This is a genomic window from Draconibacterium sp. (assembly GCF_041583095.1).
Classification (GTDB): domain Bacteria; phylum Bacteroidota; class Bacteroidia; order Bacteroidales; family Prolixibacteraceae; genus Draconibacterium.
In genome coordinates this window covers 1-16,638 of record NZ_JBFHGM010000092.1, presented here as the reverse complement: position 1 = coordinate 16,638, position 16,638 = coordinate 1, and the positions used below count along the sequence as shown (strand labels likewise).

Annotated in this window: 16 protein-coding genes; 4 read left to right on the top strand and 12 right to left on the bottom strand. The window is 41.1% G+C overall.

Annotation, left to right across the window (positions count from 1 at the left end; translation table 11 throughout):
- The 8 genes from ABZB17_RS10595 to typA form a co-directional block, all read right to left on the bottom strand.
- Positions 1-192: a hypothetical protein gene (locus ABZB17_RS10595; RefSeq protein WP_303918852.1), complete on the bottom strand. Its 192-nt coding sequence runs from the start codon at positions 190-192 to the stop codon at positions 1-3.
- Between the two features lie 14 nt (positions 193-206).
- Complete coding sequence (locus ABZB17_RS10590) at positions 207-1,181, bottom strand: hypothetical protein (RefSeq protein ID WP_303918854.1); 975 nt, start codon at positions 1,179-1,181, stop codon at positions 207-209.
- Between the two features lie 26 nt (positions 1,182-1,207).
- Positions 1,208-2,635 (bottom strand): PQQ-binding-like beta-propeller repeat protein, encoded by a 1,428-nt coding sequence (locus tag ABZB17_RS10585; protein ID WP_372650055.1) that lies wholly within the window; start codon positions 2,633-2,635, stop codon positions 1,208-1,210.
- Between the two features lie 59 nt (positions 2,636-2,694).
- Complete coding sequence (locus ABZB17_RS10580) at positions 2,695-3,927, bottom strand: PQQ-binding-like beta-propeller repeat protein (RefSeq protein ID WP_372650054.1); 1,233 nt, start codon at positions 3,925-3,927, stop codon at positions 2,695-2,697.
- Positions 3,928-3,947: 20 nt separating this feature from the next.
- A complete protein-coding gene (locus ABZB17_RS10575; RefSeq protein WP_372650052.1) occupies positions 3,948-4,673 on the bottom strand; it encodes a LytR/AlgR family response regulator transcription factor in 726 nt (241 codons plus the stop codon).
- Positions 4,666-5,721, bottom strand: a complete 1,056-nt coding sequence (locus ABZB17_RS10570) for a sensor histidine kinase (RefSeq protein WP_372650050.1) — start codon at positions 5,719-5,721, stop codon at positions 4,666-4,668. Before ABZB17_RS10570 ends, ABZB17_RS10575 begins: the two co-directional genes overlap by 8 nt.
- Positions 5,722-5,830: 109 nt before the next feature.
- Complete coding sequence (locus ABZB17_RS10565) at positions 5,831-7,042, bottom strand: PQQ-binding-like beta-propeller repeat protein (protein WP_372650048.1); 1,212 nt, start codon at positions 7,040-7,042, stop codon at positions 5,831-5,833.
- A 720-nt stretch (positions 7,043-7,762) separates the two neighbouring features.
- The gene (typA, locus tag ABZB17_RS10560; protein ID WP_045027677.1) at positions 7,763-9,574 is read right to left on the bottom strand and encodes a translational GTPase TypA; all 1,812 of its coding nucleotides are present in this window, start codon (positions 9,572-9,574) and stop codon (positions 7,763-7,765) included.
- Between the two features lie 305 nt (positions 9,575-9,879).
- Here typA and ABZB17_RS10555 point away from each other — a divergent pair, with 305 nt between their 5' ends.
- The 3 genes from ABZB17_RS10555 (at position 9,880) to ABZB17_RS10545 (ending at position 11,445) form a co-directional block, all read left to right on the top strand.
- Positions 9,880-10,374, top strand: a complete 495-nt coding sequence (locus ABZB17_RS10555; RefSeq protein ID WP_372650046.1) for an RNA polymerase sigma factor — start codon at positions 9,880-9,882, stop codon at positions 10,372-10,374.
- Positions 10,367-10,855, top strand: coding sequence for a hypothetical protein (locus ABZB17_RS10550; protein WP_372650044.1), 489 nt, complete (start codon positions 10,367-10,369; stop codon positions 10,853-10,855). Before ABZB17_RS10555 ends, ABZB17_RS10550 begins: the two co-directional genes overlap by 8 nt.
- 98 nt (positions 10,856-10,953) lie before the next feature.
- A complete protein-coding gene (locus ABZB17_RS10545) occupies positions 10,954-11,445 on the top strand; it encodes a DUF4252 domain-containing protein (protein ID WP_163325309.1) in 492 nt (163 codons plus the stop codon).
- Positions 11,446-11,542: 97 nt separating this feature from the next.
- On the opposite strand, the gene ABZB17_RS10540 is transcribed toward ABZB17_RS10545, so the two are convergent.
- Positions 11,543-12,817, bottom strand: a complete 1,275-nt coding sequence (locus ABZB17_RS10540; protein WP_372650042.1) for a PQQ-binding-like beta-propeller repeat protein — start codon at positions 12,815-12,817, stop codon at positions 11,543-11,545.
- Positions 12,818-12,912: 95 nt separating this feature from the next.
- Between ABZB17_RS10540 and ABZB17_RS10535 the strand changes: the two genes are divergently transcribed.
- Entirely contained in the window at positions 12,913-13,701 is a 789-nt protein-coding gene (locus ABZB17_RS10535; protein WP_372650040.1) for an endonuclease/exonuclease/phosphatase family protein, read from the top strand.
- A gap of 51 nt (positions 13,702-13,752) precedes the next feature.
- Here the strand turns inward: ABZB17_RS10535 and ABZB17_RS10530 are convergent, their stop codons facing one another.
- Genes ABZB17_RS10530 through ABZB17_RS10520 form a run of 3 tightly spaced genes read right to left on the bottom strand, consistent with a single transcriptional unit; the run spans position 13,753 to position 16,571 of the window.
- The gene (locus ABZB17_RS10530; protein WP_372650038.1) at positions 13,753-14,937 is read right to left on the bottom strand and encodes a hypothetical protein; all 1,185 of its coding nucleotides are present in this window, start codon (positions 14,935-14,937) and stop codon (positions 13,753-13,755) included.
- Positions 14,938-14,952: 15 nt separating this feature from the next.
- Positions 14,953-15,219 carry a hypothetical protein gene (locus ABZB17_RS10525; RefSeq protein WP_372650036.1) on the bottom strand — a complete coding sequence of 89 codons (267 nt, stop codon included), beginning with the start codon at positions 15,217-15,219 and terminating at the stop codon, positions 14,953-14,955.
- Entirely contained in the window at positions 15,216-16,571 is a 1,356-nt protein-coding gene (locus ABZB17_RS10520) for a phospholipase D-like domain-containing protein (protein ID WP_372650035.1), read from the bottom strand. The genes ABZB17_RS10525 and ABZB17_RS10520 overlap by 4 nt, the downstream gene beginning before the upstream one ends.
- Between the last annotated feature and the right edge of the window lie 67 nt (positions 16,572-16,638).

Genomic DNA, 16,638 nt, shown 5'->3' with positions numbered 1-16,638 from the left:
TTATTTTCCATCTTTTACCTCCTTCGCCTGTGGTAAATCGCATTTCTGAAATTTGCCACAATTATCACAAGTTGGGGAAACCGAACAAGCAGCAGACACTTTTTTATTCACGAACAAATAACCTGCAGAAGCAGTAATTCCTCCGAGAAGTAAAAGCTGACCTGTTGTTCTTATAAATTCTTTTCGTTTCATAAAATAGCTATTATCTATTCTGAAATTTTTGGTTCAAATACACGTAAGACATTTCTGTCGAAATCAAGCGCATAAATATTTCCTTCGTCGTCGACAGCCACATCGGGTGCCTGTCCTTCAATTTTTTCATCGAATTTTGCCGGTGGTGCTACAACTCCGCTGAATTCTCCGGATGCTTTGTAGATCTTCACGCGAACCAAACCTTTTTCGCTGGTAACAAAACTGCCATCGGGCAAAAAGCAAAAATGAGCAGGATTGCAACATCCGCTAAAATTTTCGGTTTGATTTCCTGAAGCTTTCCAAAACTCGCGCAAACGTCCTTCTTTGGTGTAATTTTCCATGGTGTGCATACCCGGATTGGCCACCCACAAATCGCCATAAGCATTTATATCAAGGTCGAAATACGGGCTGGGAATTATAAAACCGTGTGCCAAATCGTCATCGGTTTTTCCTTCAAACTCATTTACAATTTCTCCCTGGTGATTAAAACGCAGAACGCGTCGGTTACCGGCATCGGCAACCATAATATCCTCGCCTTCAACCGCCACAGCAGTTAAATAGGTATCTTCTCCTTCAATTTCCCATTTATGAATGGTAGTGCCCGTTTCATCAACGATCCACACAAATTTCTCGAAAACCACATAAATGGTATCGCCAACCACATCTAATCCGTGCGGTTCGTCAAGAAAACCAACTTCGCCCAATAGCGTCCCTGAAAAATCAACGATCTTCAGTTCCTGATCGCCAACTGCATATATTTTATTATTGGCAACTTCAAGCGCTTCAGCCAAAACAAAGCCCAGGTTAAAATTCCGGGTTTCTTTGTACTTCACCAGCTCCTCCGGAACGTTTCGAAACTCATCAACACTGAACTCAAATTTATTGGCCTCCATGTTATCCGGACGCTTCGAGTACCAGTCGACCACCATTATGCCAACGATTACCACCGCCAGTACAATCAGAAATAGTACAATTCCTTTATTCTTCATGACTATATATTTGCATTAATGCTTTTCTATCCGTTCACATTCAAATCGATACAGATCATTGTTTTTGCATCGCGCAGCAACAAATAACCGTCGGCCAGTGCAAAAGGAGCCCAGGCATCGTGCCCGTCTTCAATTACTTTTACCTGTTCCAACTGAATGTATTTTTCGGTGCTTGGGCGTGCAATAGTCAGGGTTCCGTCGTCGCTCAGAATAAACATTTTATTGTCGGCAATAAAATACGGACCAAGACCAAAACGGGTTTCCTTACCACTTGTCCACACCACATTCCTGGTATCATTTGGACTCACACAAATCAGCTGATTTCGGTTGGCTCCTCCATCTTTCGGAACAATACCAAACAAATAGCCATTCCACAAAATCGGTGTTTGCTGCTCGCATGCCAGTCCATCTTTTGGTGCATATTCGTAAAGCGGCTCAGCAGAGAAAGCGCCATTACTTTCCGTTAGTTGAACCATCATACTTCCGGCACCGTAACCCGCGGTCATAAAAATCTTTCCGTCGGGCATACAAACCGGCGAAGGTGCGACAACCGAGTGGTTCCACTTCGATGTTTCCCACAAGATCTGCCCGGCATCAGGACCGTCGGCAGCCACTCCAAGCAAACCTCCGATGGCACTGTACACATACATTTTTCGTCCGCCAAAAGTATAGGGTATAACTGATGAATGCGACATTTTCCATCCTTCCGGATTTGGCGTTTCCCACAATTTCTCGCCTGTTTCGCAATCAATAGCCACCATCATTTTACTTCCTCCGGTGGCAATAATTGCAACGCCATTGTCGATTATCGGACATTGCCCGGTATACCAAAATGGAATTTCATTCTGATACTCTTTTACCACATCAAGTCCCCAGCGGAAATCTCCGGTTTCACGGTCGAGACACATAACATGGCATTTTGGCCCGATGGTTACAATGTAGTCTTCAGTAACTGCCGGAATTGTTCGCGACATGCCGTGATTTCGTTTAATAGCTACATCGTAACCGCGTTGCCACTGCTCTTCTCCGGTAACCACCGAAAAACAGCGTAAAATATCGGCACGCTCTTCTTCATCGTAATCAAGTACATACGCCAAACCTTTGTAAATGGCAGCGCCTGAGTGTCCTTCACCTAATGTTTTCGACCAAAGAATTTTTGGCCCTTCAGCCCCAAAACTTTCCACCAGTTTTACCGGCGACTTTGAGATATTATCGTAATCGGCACCCCGAAAATTGGTCCAAGTTTCTTCCAGCACTTCGTAAGCAGATCCCAGTTGTTCGAAATGCTCACCAATAGTTACATCTTGCGGAGGCACTCCTTTCCCCCTGTTATCGGCACCTTCAAGATTAACGGTAAAATCTTTGGTAGGATCGGCATTTAACCACCAAAAAATGGAAATAAATCCAATGGTACCGATCGAGATCAGAATGATATTTATGGTTCTTTTAGTCATCAATTCAGGTAAAAAACAGAAAGATAATAGTTTTGCTGCAAACTTGAGTTAACGCGGGGTTAAGCTTTAATATTATATACCATCAGCACATCGCCATGGCGCATATACAGCTTACCATTTGCAATAAACGGATGCGCCCAGTGTGGTCCGGCTCCCTCGGTAATTTTAAACTGGCTTATTACTTCAAAACCATCAGGATCAGGTTTTACAAGGCCAACATTTCCACGTTCGTTGTAGCAGTATAAAAGTCCATCGGCCATAACGATTGCGCCTTTTGTGTCCCAATCAGCTACATATTTAATCTCACCAGTGTCCCAGTTCATGCAAATCCAGCGTCCGCGTTTGTTGTCGAACCAATTTGAGCCGTACAAATATCCATCGTGCAGAATCACACCATGATGATGATTATCAAAGGTATGATCGACAAATTTTTCGCTTACTGAAGTTCCTGTTGAATCCATTTCCAACATTACTGCCGGGTAATCGTAACCCATCGTCAGGAAAATAGTATTGTCTTTAAAAACAGGCGTATTGGTCCAAATCAATCCATTCTGATCCCACTTAGCGGAATTCCAATACCTGTAACTCCAGGCTATCTCGCCAGTTTCGGGAACAATTGCCATAAGATCGGTGCCGATTACCGCCAAAATATAACGGAAGCCATTCCACTCGTAAATAGTTGCCGACGCATAAGCTCTCGGGCCTCCAAGCGACTTGGTTTGCCAAACTTTCTCGCCAGTCATTTTGTTTAACGCCACAACGCTGGTTTCTTTTCCTCCGGGCGAAACAATTACTTTATCGTCGTAAATCAGAACTGTTTCAGAATTTCCCCAAATGTGGTATTCTCCTTGAAAATATTCGTCAACGTTAACTTCCCAAATAGTTTCCCCGTTTTCTTTGTTGATACATGAAACCTGTCCGGTTCCACTTTGAACATAAATCCGACTATCCTCAACAACCGGTGTACTACGTGTGTCGGGAAACGATTTATTCCATGAACGCCCGTAAGGTACCTGCCATTTAAACGAACCGTCAGGATTTATCGCAGTAAGGTAATCGAGCGTATCAATCATTCCCGTAATGTAAATCATATCGCCTTCGGGTATTGCCGACGAATATCCTTTTCCGATTTTCTCCACCTGCATCAACAATTCCGGGCCATCTGCAGGCCATTCTTTTAACAAACCTGTTTCGGGGAAATGCCCATCGCGGTTTGGGCCGCGCCATTGTGTAAGCTGTGCGCTTATTGAAAAAGCAAATGCGGTAATTAAAAGAGTTAGTGCAATCTTCATGTTTTTTTTATTTATGGTTTTTATTTGTTCAAGAATGAATTATAATCGAGTTTTTCAAAGGTCTTTTCGCGGTACCTGGTTCCTATCGGGAATTCTTTATCGCCAATGGCAACCATAACCGGACTAAAGCTGGTTATGCGGCTAACAGCAATTAAAAATGAGCGGTGCACCCGGACAAAGCCCTTATCGGGTAAAGCTTTTTCGAGTGCTGCCATTGTGCAGCGGCTGTTAATTTCCCGGTCCGACGTATGCAATTTCAGGTAATCGCCAAAACTTTCAACGTACACGATTTCGGTTACCGGTATTTTGTGAATTACATTTTTCTCGCGTAGATAAATGTATTCCGAATCGCCGTTATTTTTGTGTAGCGAAACCTCTTCAATCAATAAATATTGCTGCTTGTATTTTTCAACCGCCTGCAAAAAACGCTCGAATGAAATGGGTTTCAGCAGATAGTCCAGCACATTCAGATCGTAGCTTTCAATAGCATATTCGCGGTAAGCAGTAGTAAAAACAATGGCCGGCGGATTTTTCAGAGTTTTCACCAAGTCGGTTCCTTTCATTTCCGGCATATTGATATCAAGAAAAACCAGGTCGACCTTGTGCGACTTTAGAAAGTCGAAAGCCTCAATGGCATCGGCACAGGTTCCAACAATCTCCAACGAATCCAGCTTTTGGATATGCGATTTCAGCACTTCAATCGCAAGCGGTTCGTCATCAACTATTATGCACCTCGTTTTACTCATTGGCCCAGCACACTTTTAGGTTAATCTCAAATTTCGTATCCTGCTTATTAATCGTAAGTTTATGCGATTTTGGATAAAGCAGTTCCAAACGCCGGCGTACATTTTTCAATCCAATTCCTTCATTCAGCTTCTCTTCCTTTTCCTTCTCAGCATGGATTGAATTCTTCACCTGTAACGTCAGGCATTTTTCGTCAATCTTTATATCGATGTCTACCTTTGGATTTTTACGGTCTTTGCTCGCACCATGTTTAAAAGCATTTTCAATAAATGGCAATAAAATCAGCGGCGCAATCCGGTGATGATCAACATCTTCGTCAATTTTATATTTTAAATCGAGGCGATTATTGTAACGCATGCTTTCCAGCTCCACATAGCTTTCAATAATCTTAATTTCTTCTTTAAGCGGTACAAAATCGTCGTTGCTTTTGTAGATCATATAATCGAGCAACCCCGACAACTTCAACACTATATCGGGTGTTTTTTCCGATTTGATCAGTGTTAGAGCATACAGGTTATTCAGTGTATTAAAAAGAAAATGCGGATGAACCTGCGACTTCAGAAAATTTAGTTCGGCGGCAAGCTTTTCTTCGGCAAGCTTTTTATTTTTTTGCTCGTCGATGTACCACTTTTTAAATACGATTATTGATGCGGCCAAAAGCGGAATTCCATAATTGGAAATAACTTTATTGAAGATTTTAGGCACATAAAAAAATGGCAGTTTTGAATAATCAAACATTTCGGGATACAAGTTTGGAATCTTGTACGACATGTAGATCAGAAATCCGAAAAGCGGTGCATGAATCAGGGTTAGAACGCCAAAAGTTACAAATTTTTTCTTCTCAATGGCATATGGTAAAATACCGTAAATAAGTGTATATGTACCAATAATTCGGGCCGGCAATAAGGTTAAACCGATAAAAAATTCCTGACGATAATGCTCAAGATAACCACCGTAGGTAAGCCAGTAGCCAATAAAAACAACCACCCAAAACAAGAGGTGCCACAAAAAACGGTAGCGGAAAAATATTGGTAGTTGGTTTTCGTTCATGATTTTTTCTCAAATATACTTTTTGAGCTATTGGCCATCAAAAACATGCGACAAATACAGGCTAAAAAAGGATGTTTACTTTGCAAACATCCTTTTTCAGTTCCTCTATCTATTTTATTTTGTAAGCAATTAGCACATCGCCATGGCGAACAAACAAACGTCCATTGTTAATTACCGGGTGTGCCCAGTGTTGTGCAGTTCCCAATTCAACCTTTGTTTGGCTTACAATGTTAAAACTTTCGGGTGTAGCTTCAACCAATGCCAGTTCACCACGTTCGCTGTAACAATACAACATGCCGTCGGCATAAATGGTAACACCTTTTGCAATGTCTTTCGATGCATATTTTTCCTCGCCGGTTTCCCAGTTCACACAGCGCCATTCGCGCCCTTTATCGCCCGATCCGTACATGTAACCATCAACCACAACCATTCCTCCCATGCGGCTGTCGAGTTCCGGTTTTTCCCACTGTTTTGTTACGCTGCTGCCATCGTCGCTAAGATCGAGTTTAACACCACCTTTACCGTAGCCACTAAAGCAAAACAAATCGCCGTTGTAAAAAAGCGGTGTATTCGGATGAACGCTCCACTGGTTTTTATGCGGGTAATCCCACAACAACTGCCCGGTTTTGGCATCAACACCAATAATATGATCGGCAGTGTGTGTAACGATAAGTTTCCGTGCCGGAAGATTTATCAGAAGAGGAGTACAATAGGCTGAGAGTTCTCCTTTTCCGGCTGATGTCCAGATCAGGTCGCCAGTAAAACGGTTTAAGGCCACCATATTATTTTTCTTTCCACCCGGAGTTAAATACAAAACGTCGCCATCGACAAGAACGGTTTCGGTAACTCCCCAGCGAATATTTTCACCGTCGAAATCTGTAAATGCGTTTTTTGTCCATTTTTTAGCCCCCGAATTGGCATCCATACAAACCAAATCGCCATACCCGGTATACATATACATTAAGTCGCCTGCAACAACAACCGATGAACGGGTGCCGGGATAACTGTCCTTAAAATCTTTTCCGTAATTCACTTTTTGCTCCACCTTGCCATCCTGGTTAAAAACAACTATATATCCGTCTTCACCCTGCAAAGTTGAAAGGTAAATTTTACCGTTGGCAAAAACCGGCGACGAATGTCCTTCGCCTAGTCCCTCTGCAGTCCATAAAATTTCGGGGCCATTGGCCGGCCACTCTTTTAACAAACCGGTTTCGGGGTATATTCCGTTGTTTTCGCCCCGCCAAACCGTAGGTTCCTGGGCAAATAAAATTGTTACTGAAAAAAGCAGTGCCGAAGCAAGAAATAAGCATTTTTTAATCATGACTTTATCGTTAAGTTTTGCTCCTAAAAATAGAACCAAAACCCCACATTAGCAAAGCTTACCAGCAATTTATCAGCTATCTAAATAGTAAGATATGTTTAGAATTGGTTTAGAATTTATTAACAATTCAGCACGCCAGAAAGTGGGATTAAAACATATGTGTGATTTGTAAAATGAAGGATAAAAGATTGCATACATTCTCAGCTTTTGTTTACGCGAATGTTGCTTTCGGTTTATTTCGTCCGGAAGAACCTAATGGCTTCGATCGTTTTCCTTCGCCGGACGATTCTAATCGTTTCGTACTCCCCCAGGGCGACGTAATTCGTTGAATTACTTTGCCCTGGGTTATAATACTAAGCACTTTCAGCGTTTATTCGTTCTACTTAAACCCAACTGAAAAGATGTTAGAGGGCTGAAGGTCCGTATTAATTTAGCCCCGGGGAAACGAACCGCCGTCTGGCGGAGAGTGTCGCCCGGGGTTAAAATGATGAGATTAAAATAGGCGCAATGGTATTATTATATTGGAAATGTGTCCCGGCTTGCGCCTCATTCACCAGCCCTTTTTCAAAGATTGAGTGTAAAATAATTGTTCCTAGTGGGAGTTGCGAGCGGGAAAGAATAACAGGAATGTTATTGTAAAAACACCTAAAACTGCCAATTTTCTGCATAAAAAAAAGCAGATTGATAATCAACCTGCCTTTCCTATATTTTTTTTGCTTCTTATTCGCTTATTACCTTTGCACGGCGTTTACGCTCGTGCTCATCGAGGTAAATTTTACGGATACGCATAAAATTTGGTGTAATCTCGATGTACTCATCGTTGCGAATGTATTCCATAGCTTCTTCCAGCGAAAATTTAATTGCCGGTGCAATGGCTGTTTTATCATCGGAACCAGATGCACGCATGTTGCTCAACTTCTTGGTTCTGATAATATTTATGGTCAGGTCGTCTAATCGGGTATTTTCGCCAATTACCTGTCCGGCGTAAACCTCTTCGCCCGGATTCACAAAGAAACGCCCGCGATCCTGCATTTTGTCAATCGAATAGGCAATGGCCGTTCCTGTTTCAAGCGAAATAAGAGCGCCGTTTCGTTTTACGCCCAGCTCCCCTTTCCAAGGTTCGTAACCTTTCAGGCGGTGTGCCATAATGGCCTCGCCTTCGGTAGCGGTAAGCATTTGGTTACGTAAACCAATCAAACCACGCGCCGGAATATAAAACTCCAAATGTGCACGGTCGTCTTTTACTTCAATATTTGCAATATCACCTTTACGGGCCGTTACCAGTTCAATTACCTTTCCTGAAAATTCGTCAGGAACCTGAACAGTTAATGCCTCAATCGGCTCGCATTTTTTACCGTCAATTTCTTTTATAATTACCTGTGGCTGTCCTACCTGAATTTCGTAGCCTTCACGACGCATGGTTTCAATCAGAATCGACAAGTGAAGGATTCCACGGCCATAAACAAGGAACGAATCAGCCGAATTGGTTTCCTCAACTCGCAAGGCCAGGTTCTTTTCGGTTTCTTTAAACAAACGATCGCGTACCTGGCGTGAGGTTACAAACTTTCCGTCGCGTCCGAAAAATGGTGAATTGTTCGACACAAACAACATGCTCATGGTTGGCTCATCCACCTGAATCGGAGTCAATCCTTCCGGTTCTTCAGCGTCGGCAATGGTATCGCCAATATCAAAACCTTCCAGTCCGAGTACGGCGCAGATTTCGCCACACGGTACAGGAGCTTGTGTTTTTTCTTTTCCAAGTCCTTCAAACAGGTAACACTCTTTGGCAGCTGTTTTTATAATGCTTCCATCGCGTTTTACCAATGATACTCTCGAACCCGGAACCAATTCGCCGCGCGTAACTTTTCCTACCGCAATACGGCCGGTGTACGACGAATAATCGAGCGAGGTAATGCGCATTTGCACCGTACCTTCTTTGTGTTTTGTTGGTGGAATATGTTCCAGAATCTGATCGAGCAAATAAACCACATCTTCAGTTGGAGTCTGCCAGTCGGGGCCCATCCAGCCAGCTTTTGCCGATCCGTAAACGGTTGGAAAATCCAACTGCTCTTCGGTAGCATCAAGGCTAAACATCAGGTCGAAAACTTTTTCCTGAGCAATTTCAGGCGTACAGTTTTCTTTGTCAACTTTATTAACCACCACCATTGGCTTTAATCCCAGTTCGATGGCTTTTTGCAGTACAAAACGGGTTTGCGGCATAGGGCCTTCAAAAGCATCAACAATCAGTAAAACACCGTCGGCCATATTCAAAACGCGCTCCACCTCGCCACCAAAGTCGCTGTGCCCCGGTGTATCGATGATGTTAATTTTGGTGTCTTTGTAGCGTACCGAAACGTTTTTCGAAAGAATGGTAATTCCACGTTCACGTTCCAGGTCGTTATTATCCAGTAAAAGTTCCTGAACCTCCTGGTTCTCGCGGAACAATTTTACCTGGTGAAGTATACGGTCAACCAACGTAGTTTTACCGTGGTCGACGTGTGCAATAATTGCAATGTTTCTGATTTCTGTCATTTTACTTTTTTCTAATCCAACTAACCAACACCGAAAGGCTTTATTTGTTTTCAATCAATTATTTATGACATTGAAAGCCCGACTCCGGAATCGGCGCGCAAATGTAAGAAAGTTTTGCAGTGTAATAGGAGGATTGCAATGAATAAAGTAGTTCTTACATTTAAATTTAATATCGGCAGCCACAACACATTAGAAATCAGCAAAAGGAGCGCAGAAAATGATACAATTGTTTCATTTTTTTACCTTAGACGTGTTATGAAACCGGTATTCAAACGTAATTCATAAAAAGCAAGAGCCCGTAAAGGATGACAAGCAACGAATTTGAAAAACTCATACTACAACAAAAAGATAAACTATTCAGGTTTGCCTTTAGCATACTTAAAGACAGCAACGATGCGCAAGATGCAGCTCAGGAGGTGGTACTGAAATTGTGGAAAAACAGGCGCCTGATTGATAATGCAAAAAACCATGAAAGTTATTGTTTGAATACCATTAAAAACCATTGTTTCGATGTATTGCGAAAACAAAAACACCACCAAAACTACCTTCAGACAAACATTAACGAACAGATGGAAGAAACACAATTTGATGCCATCGACTTTGTGGAAAAACTGAAACAGGAATTACACCAGCTCCCCGTTCAGCAACGAATGGCTATAGAATTAAAAGATTTCCAGGGACTGGACTACGAAGAGGTGAGCGAAATTATGGAACAAAGCGCAAACACCATACGCGTGCATGTTTCGAGAGGAAGAAAAAAATTATTTGAAATTTTTAAGGAGGAGTTAGCAAATGTGTGACAAGAAAACAAAACACTTTTCTGATGCGGATTTCGATCTGAAAGATTTCAGCCAATCCGAAAATGATAATTCGGTTGAACAGGAGTTTATCCAATCGTACCAACAACTGAACGAACAGATAAATGCGGAAATTCCGAACTTTAATCCGTTCGAAAAATTAGAAGAACATAAAAAACAACGTTTCTTACAAACAAAACGCTTGTTTGCCTATGCTGCCTCAATTCTGTTAGTGGTGAGCCTGTTTTTTGTTGGTGTAAATCACACACGTAATGAAAAACAGCCAACATTAACAGAAAATGAGTTAGCTGAACTACAGGAAAATACCAAGCTGGCTTTGTGGCATTTTTCGAAAGAAATGAATGCCTGCCTTGCCAATCTTGAAAACGCAAAACGAATCAATGCTCCGTTAAGCGACGTTGAATCGTTGAGAAATTTGAATATTCAATTTGACAATCCAATTAAAGATCTTAAAATCAATTAATCATGAAATGAGCATGAACGTGGGATCGCACCAATCGAAATAGTCAGCTGTAAAATGCGAGTTCCATACAATGCCTTATTCACAAACTATTTAACCGTATGAAAACAAAATTCATTTTATTTTTTCTATTCATTAGTTTTTGCAGCCTGGCACAAAATGGCAACAAAAGTATCGACCAGGCCTTTAAACTAATCGACAGCCGCGAAGACATTTCGTACTTTGAAGTTACCAAAGACATGTTTAAAATGCTGTCGGAATCCCGGGATATCAGTCCCGAGTTTAAGGAATATATCAGCACGCTTCATCAACTGAAAATGATTCAACCAAGGGGTGAAAAACGCCAGGTGCTTGGCGAAGAACTCTACAATAGCATGATGAACAATGTGAATCTGAAGGATTACACGAGGCTAATGACCCAACGAGACCAGCGCTCAAAAATATCGTTTTACAAAAAGGACGGTAAAGATGAGAATGAGTTTCTCCTGGTAAGTACAAACATGATTATTTACATCACAGGCACACTCGACCTGCAGAATATCCAGCAGTTTGAGCAAATAATTGAAATAGCCGGAAGTGCTATGGGAATGTAGATGTAACTCAAAGGAGCAAATAGCAAGGATGTCATCTTTTCAAAAAGATGACATCCTCACGTAAATCTGCAAAATCAGCGTAATTTGCGTGCAAAAACTATTGAATCAGAATCAAATTCTTCTCGCTCCGTAAAAGCATTTTATCGTCAACAAAAACCGGTACCGCTTTTACAGTTTCACCGATATCGTTTTCAGCAACTTTTTCAAACGTATCTCCGGGTTTTATAATCGTACAAAATCCTTTTACATTAATAAAATAGATATTTCCACCGGCATAAATGGGTGATGAATTAAAATTGCCCCTTAGTTTTTCTTTCCAAATAACTCTACCGGTCATTGCATCCAGGCAAGTTACCATTCCGCGGTCGTGTACCATATACATTTTACCTTCAACAATAAGCGGCGTTGGAATTTGCGGTACCTCATCTTCATACATCCACACCTGGTGGGTTTCTGTTACATCGCCTTCTCCTGTTGGGTCGATGGCATACTGGCGGGTAAAATACGGGACGCCGTCGAGAAAAATCCAGCCGGAATTCACAAATACCAGGCCGTTGTATAACAAAGGCTGACTTACCGTTGAGTCATAACCATACTTAAACGACCAGACTACCTCTCCGGTAGTAACATCGTGTGCAAAGCACATGTAGGCCGAATTACTGATTAGTAAATCCCGGTTGCCCACAGTAATTACAATTGGCGTTTGGTACGATTTGCGGTAAACCGGCTCCAGTGAATCATAAATTTCTTTTGGGCGAATACTTTTCCATAGTGTTTCTCCTGTATTTTTATCCAATGCAAGCACGTATGGATCCTCGGTTCCTTCCAAATGCACAATCAATTTATCCTTGTAAATAATTGGCGACGAAGCCGGCCCCTGCATGTGTTTACATGGTAAATCATCTCGTTTCCAAATCACTTCAAAACTTTTGGTATTGATGCAGGCCGTTCCAAAACTTCCGTAATGCACATAAACGTGTTCTTCATCAACACATGGAGTTGGCGTGGCATACGAGTTTGTTCCATGAATACGTTGCGGATCTTCTGCCGTAAATAAGGTTTGTTCATTCAGTAGTTTGCCTGTTTCCAAATCGAAACAAAACAGATAAAATTCGTGGCCGTCTTTTTCGGCTGACGTTACCCAAATCCGGCCATCATAAACTACCGGCGACGACCAGCCCAATCCTTTTACGGGCACTTTCCAAACTATATTATCAGTATCGCTCCAATGCAACGGAGCAGTTTCAACATGAGCCTGTCCATCCATATTCGAACCACGAAAATGGGTCCAGTTTTGTTGTTTATTTTGGCATGCTGCCAACACAAAAAAAAGGAAAACAAATACGGTGAAGTTGATTTTTTTGGTCATCATTTTAGGTAAAGTTTGTTACATCCAAAGTTAAATGAATTCTGGAATTTCAAAAATTTAATCTTTACCTTCACCGTCTTAATTTAAGATCGATAAAAATGACAAAACTGGCACTTTCTATACTCACCCTTATTTTAACGTTCAATGCTCTTTCTGCGCAGAATAACAGTGATGAAGAACTTACGATTCGGGTTCTAACTTTCAATATTCTTCACGGTGCAACTACCAAAGGCGATTTTGATTTGGATAAGATCGCATCGGTAATTCAAAACACAAATCCCGACCTGGTTGCAATGCAGGAAGTTGACTTTAAAACCAACCGCGCAAAAAAATACGACCTGGTTACCGAGCTGGGATGGAGAACGAAAATGGCGCCCTTATTTGGAATTGCCATGCCTTATGACGGTGGCGGATACGGAGAAGGAATACTGACAAAGATGCCCATTCTCTCGAGCAAAAATGTACCGCTACCCCATTCGCCCAACAACGAACCGCGGGCAGCACTTCAGGTTTTGGTGCAACTGGAATCGGGCGACACCATCAGTTTTATCGGCACGCATTTGGAGCACCAGGAGACCAGCACAGACAGAATCGACCAGGTAAAAACGATCAATGAAGTTTTTGCCTCGTGCAAGTACCCGGCGATTTTGGCCGGCGATTTAAATGCAACACCGAATAGTGAGCCAATCTCAATTCTAAAAAAATACTGGACAGCAAGCGACCAAAAAGGCGCTTTAACTTATCCATCCAATGAGCCTGAAATAAAGATTGATTATATATTTTTCAGGCCTGCCGAAAAGTGGCAAGTTGTGGAAACGGAAGTTATTTGCGATGAAATTGCTTCCGACCACTGTGCCGTGCTTTCGGTTTTAAGGCTGGTAGAATAAAAAACTCATCCAATACTTAAAGTTTATAAAAACATTGAAGGTATCACGGGATTAGGCAAACAAATATTTTATAAAATCAACTCGATGTTCTACTTCCAGCGATTTAAAGAAAATTGGGTACAAGTCAGGATTATTATCTACCATAAACTCCCAGTCGTAATGCTTTTCAAATTCCAACAGTTGTTCAAGCGACCAGTCTTTTGAGATAAACAGCGAAACACCGCCATACATAAATGTGTGGTATTTTGTTTCCCAGTAAAAACCCCACTCCCATTGGGTATGGTATTTTTTTATGAACTCGTATGACCACGGTAAACTTTTGTTGCAGCTAAACGAACCCCACATTCCAACAAAATCTTTATGATTCCAGTCCCAGCGGTCTTCATAGGCTTCAATAAATTCTTCTGTCCATGGAAGATTTTCATTATCCGCCAGGTAACTAAAATCCCAGTAATCAATATATCTTGCAAAAAAATCATTACTCCATGGCAAAAAAGGATTCAAACTCATTTGTTGCCAGTCCAGGCGGTCTTTATATTTCTCAATAAACTCGATGGTCCAGCCGTTTTCTTTTTTCCGGCTTAGCCACTCAAAATCAACGTTGGTGTATTTTTCTAAAAAATCGAGCCGATCGAAAAGCGCAGTGTTGGCGGCCAGACTTTCAAAATCCCAACGGTCGCGATATTTTTCTATAAGTTCGTCGGTAAACGGAATAGCTGTGTTAGAACTAAAAGTCTTCCAGTCCCAAAAGTCAGCGTATTTTTCAATTAGTTCTTCGGTAAAAGCTACATTTTCAGTCTGCGAAAATTCTTCGGGGCAGGCCAGGTCAAGATCAATCATTTCCTCAAATACATCGGTTGGGATGTTGGTGTTTTTATTTATCAGCAAAATGCTAACGTCAAGTTTGTGTTTATATTTTCGGATAAATCTTTCCGATAAGGGGAAATTGTAATTCAGTTCAAAGGCCCGCCAGTCAATTTTATCGCCGAAATGCTCAAACATTTCCTCGGTCCAATTTACAGCGGTGTTATCCGTTAGTTTTTTCCAGTTCAGTTGCTCCGAAAAGGTTTCAAGGAAAGCGGAGTTCCAAGCTATGTTTGGGTTGGCCGATACCCGGTTCCAGTTTACCAGGTCTTTAAATTCCCAAAGTTCCTGAATGGTAAACGGATGGTTTTTGGAGAAAACTTCCAGAATGAGGTTTTTGTATTTTTGGTAGAAGGTGGGTTGGGTGAGCATGAAATATTCTTTAATTTATTGTTCTACGATTTTAAATTCCTGCTGAATATGAAGATTGATAAAATCATTGACTTTATCATCCAATTCATTTTTCGTTTTCGCACGAATCAATATCTCTGGAATACCTATAACTGAACCCTGCATTAAATCTGAGAATCGTTTTTGTCCTGAAATCTGGAACTTGTTAATGGTTACATTTGCCACGAAATTTCCATCGAATTTATGTTGTTCCAGAATATTTCCAACCTCTTTTCCACTTGAAATTATTTTATATCTCTTCATGCCTCAATTTTTAAACTTTCCAATTCCTCTTGCAGCTTTTCTTTTGTAATTATGAAATATTCATCCCAATTGGTAATCGACGAAACCGTTTTAAAAGTTTCGCTTTGTTTGATGTAAATAATTTCATCTTCCAATTGTTTTATTTGCCTGCAGAGTTGTGCTATTGCCGACCTTAAAACGTCTTTTTGAGTAATGGTTTCCGATTTTGCCTTAAAATAATTTCCGTTTTCAAGGTCGTTTAAAATCTCCGATACCTTTTTTACATCGTTGGCATCGTAAGCTGTTTTTAGTTCGATAAACATTTGCTGGGCTGCTTCCTTGAATTCATCGCTTACCTTATCAGGATGGCACAATACCGTGGCTTTTCTGAACTTTTTTTTAAGATTAGCCTTTTCTTCATCGTTCAAATCAAATACTTGTCTTTTCTTCTCTTTTTCAAATTGTGCCCGGTATTCTTTTTCGTCGTTGGCAGCCTCTTCGTATTTGGTTTTATCCGATTTGTAGCGCAGTTTTCGGAGTTTCAGAATTTCGAGTATAAGCTCTCCCAATTCGCCGGAATGACGGTGCTGAAACTCTGACAATATTTTTTCAAGTTCTGTTTTTTCGTTATCGAACGCATTTAACTGGTTTTCGAGATTTTTGATTTCCAACTTTAATGCCTCAATTTCGGGGTCAGTCCAAACAAGTAGTTGTTGGTTTCCGCTTATAAACTGCTGAATTTTTTTGATTGCCGCGGCATATTCTTTTCCGTTTACATCGCCAACAATTTCTGATATGTCGGTATTAAAACGATAGTTCTGGAGCTTTGATACTTCTCTTTTTAATTCTTCCGTATCTTCCAAAAGAATATAGTTTTTAAGAATTTCGAGGCGCTGAACAATTTTATCGACAGGGAAGTAATTTTCCGATGGTTCATCCTGAAAAAACTGTTTCCTGATTTTATTGAACTCGGCAATAAACTGCTCAGCCAGCATGGTGTCGTTGCGGGTAATCACCACATTTTCGAAGTTCGACTCGGCTTTGTAACTCCAGTTGTACGACCCGGTAATAATGGTGCTGTGGTCGATAACACAAAATTTATTGTGCATTAAAACCGAATCTCCATCCCCGATTTTATATACTACCGAACCATTCATATTCAGCAACTCGAAATCGACGGGCGAATTTTGGTTTATTTCGTCATTGGAGATGATAAGCGAAACCCGGCAACCATCTTTTGCCCGATTGAGTAAAGTATTAAACAATGCTTTATTGGTAAACCATGCAACTGCAATAAAAACCGATTGTTGTGCTTTTTCAATCTCCTGTTGGATTTGCCCGGCTATGTTTTCAAATATGGCTTCGGTTTGCATATAAATTTAAAATTGGATAAACAACTTTTTCAAAAAACTCTAATCTCTATTCAAATGTTAAATGCTG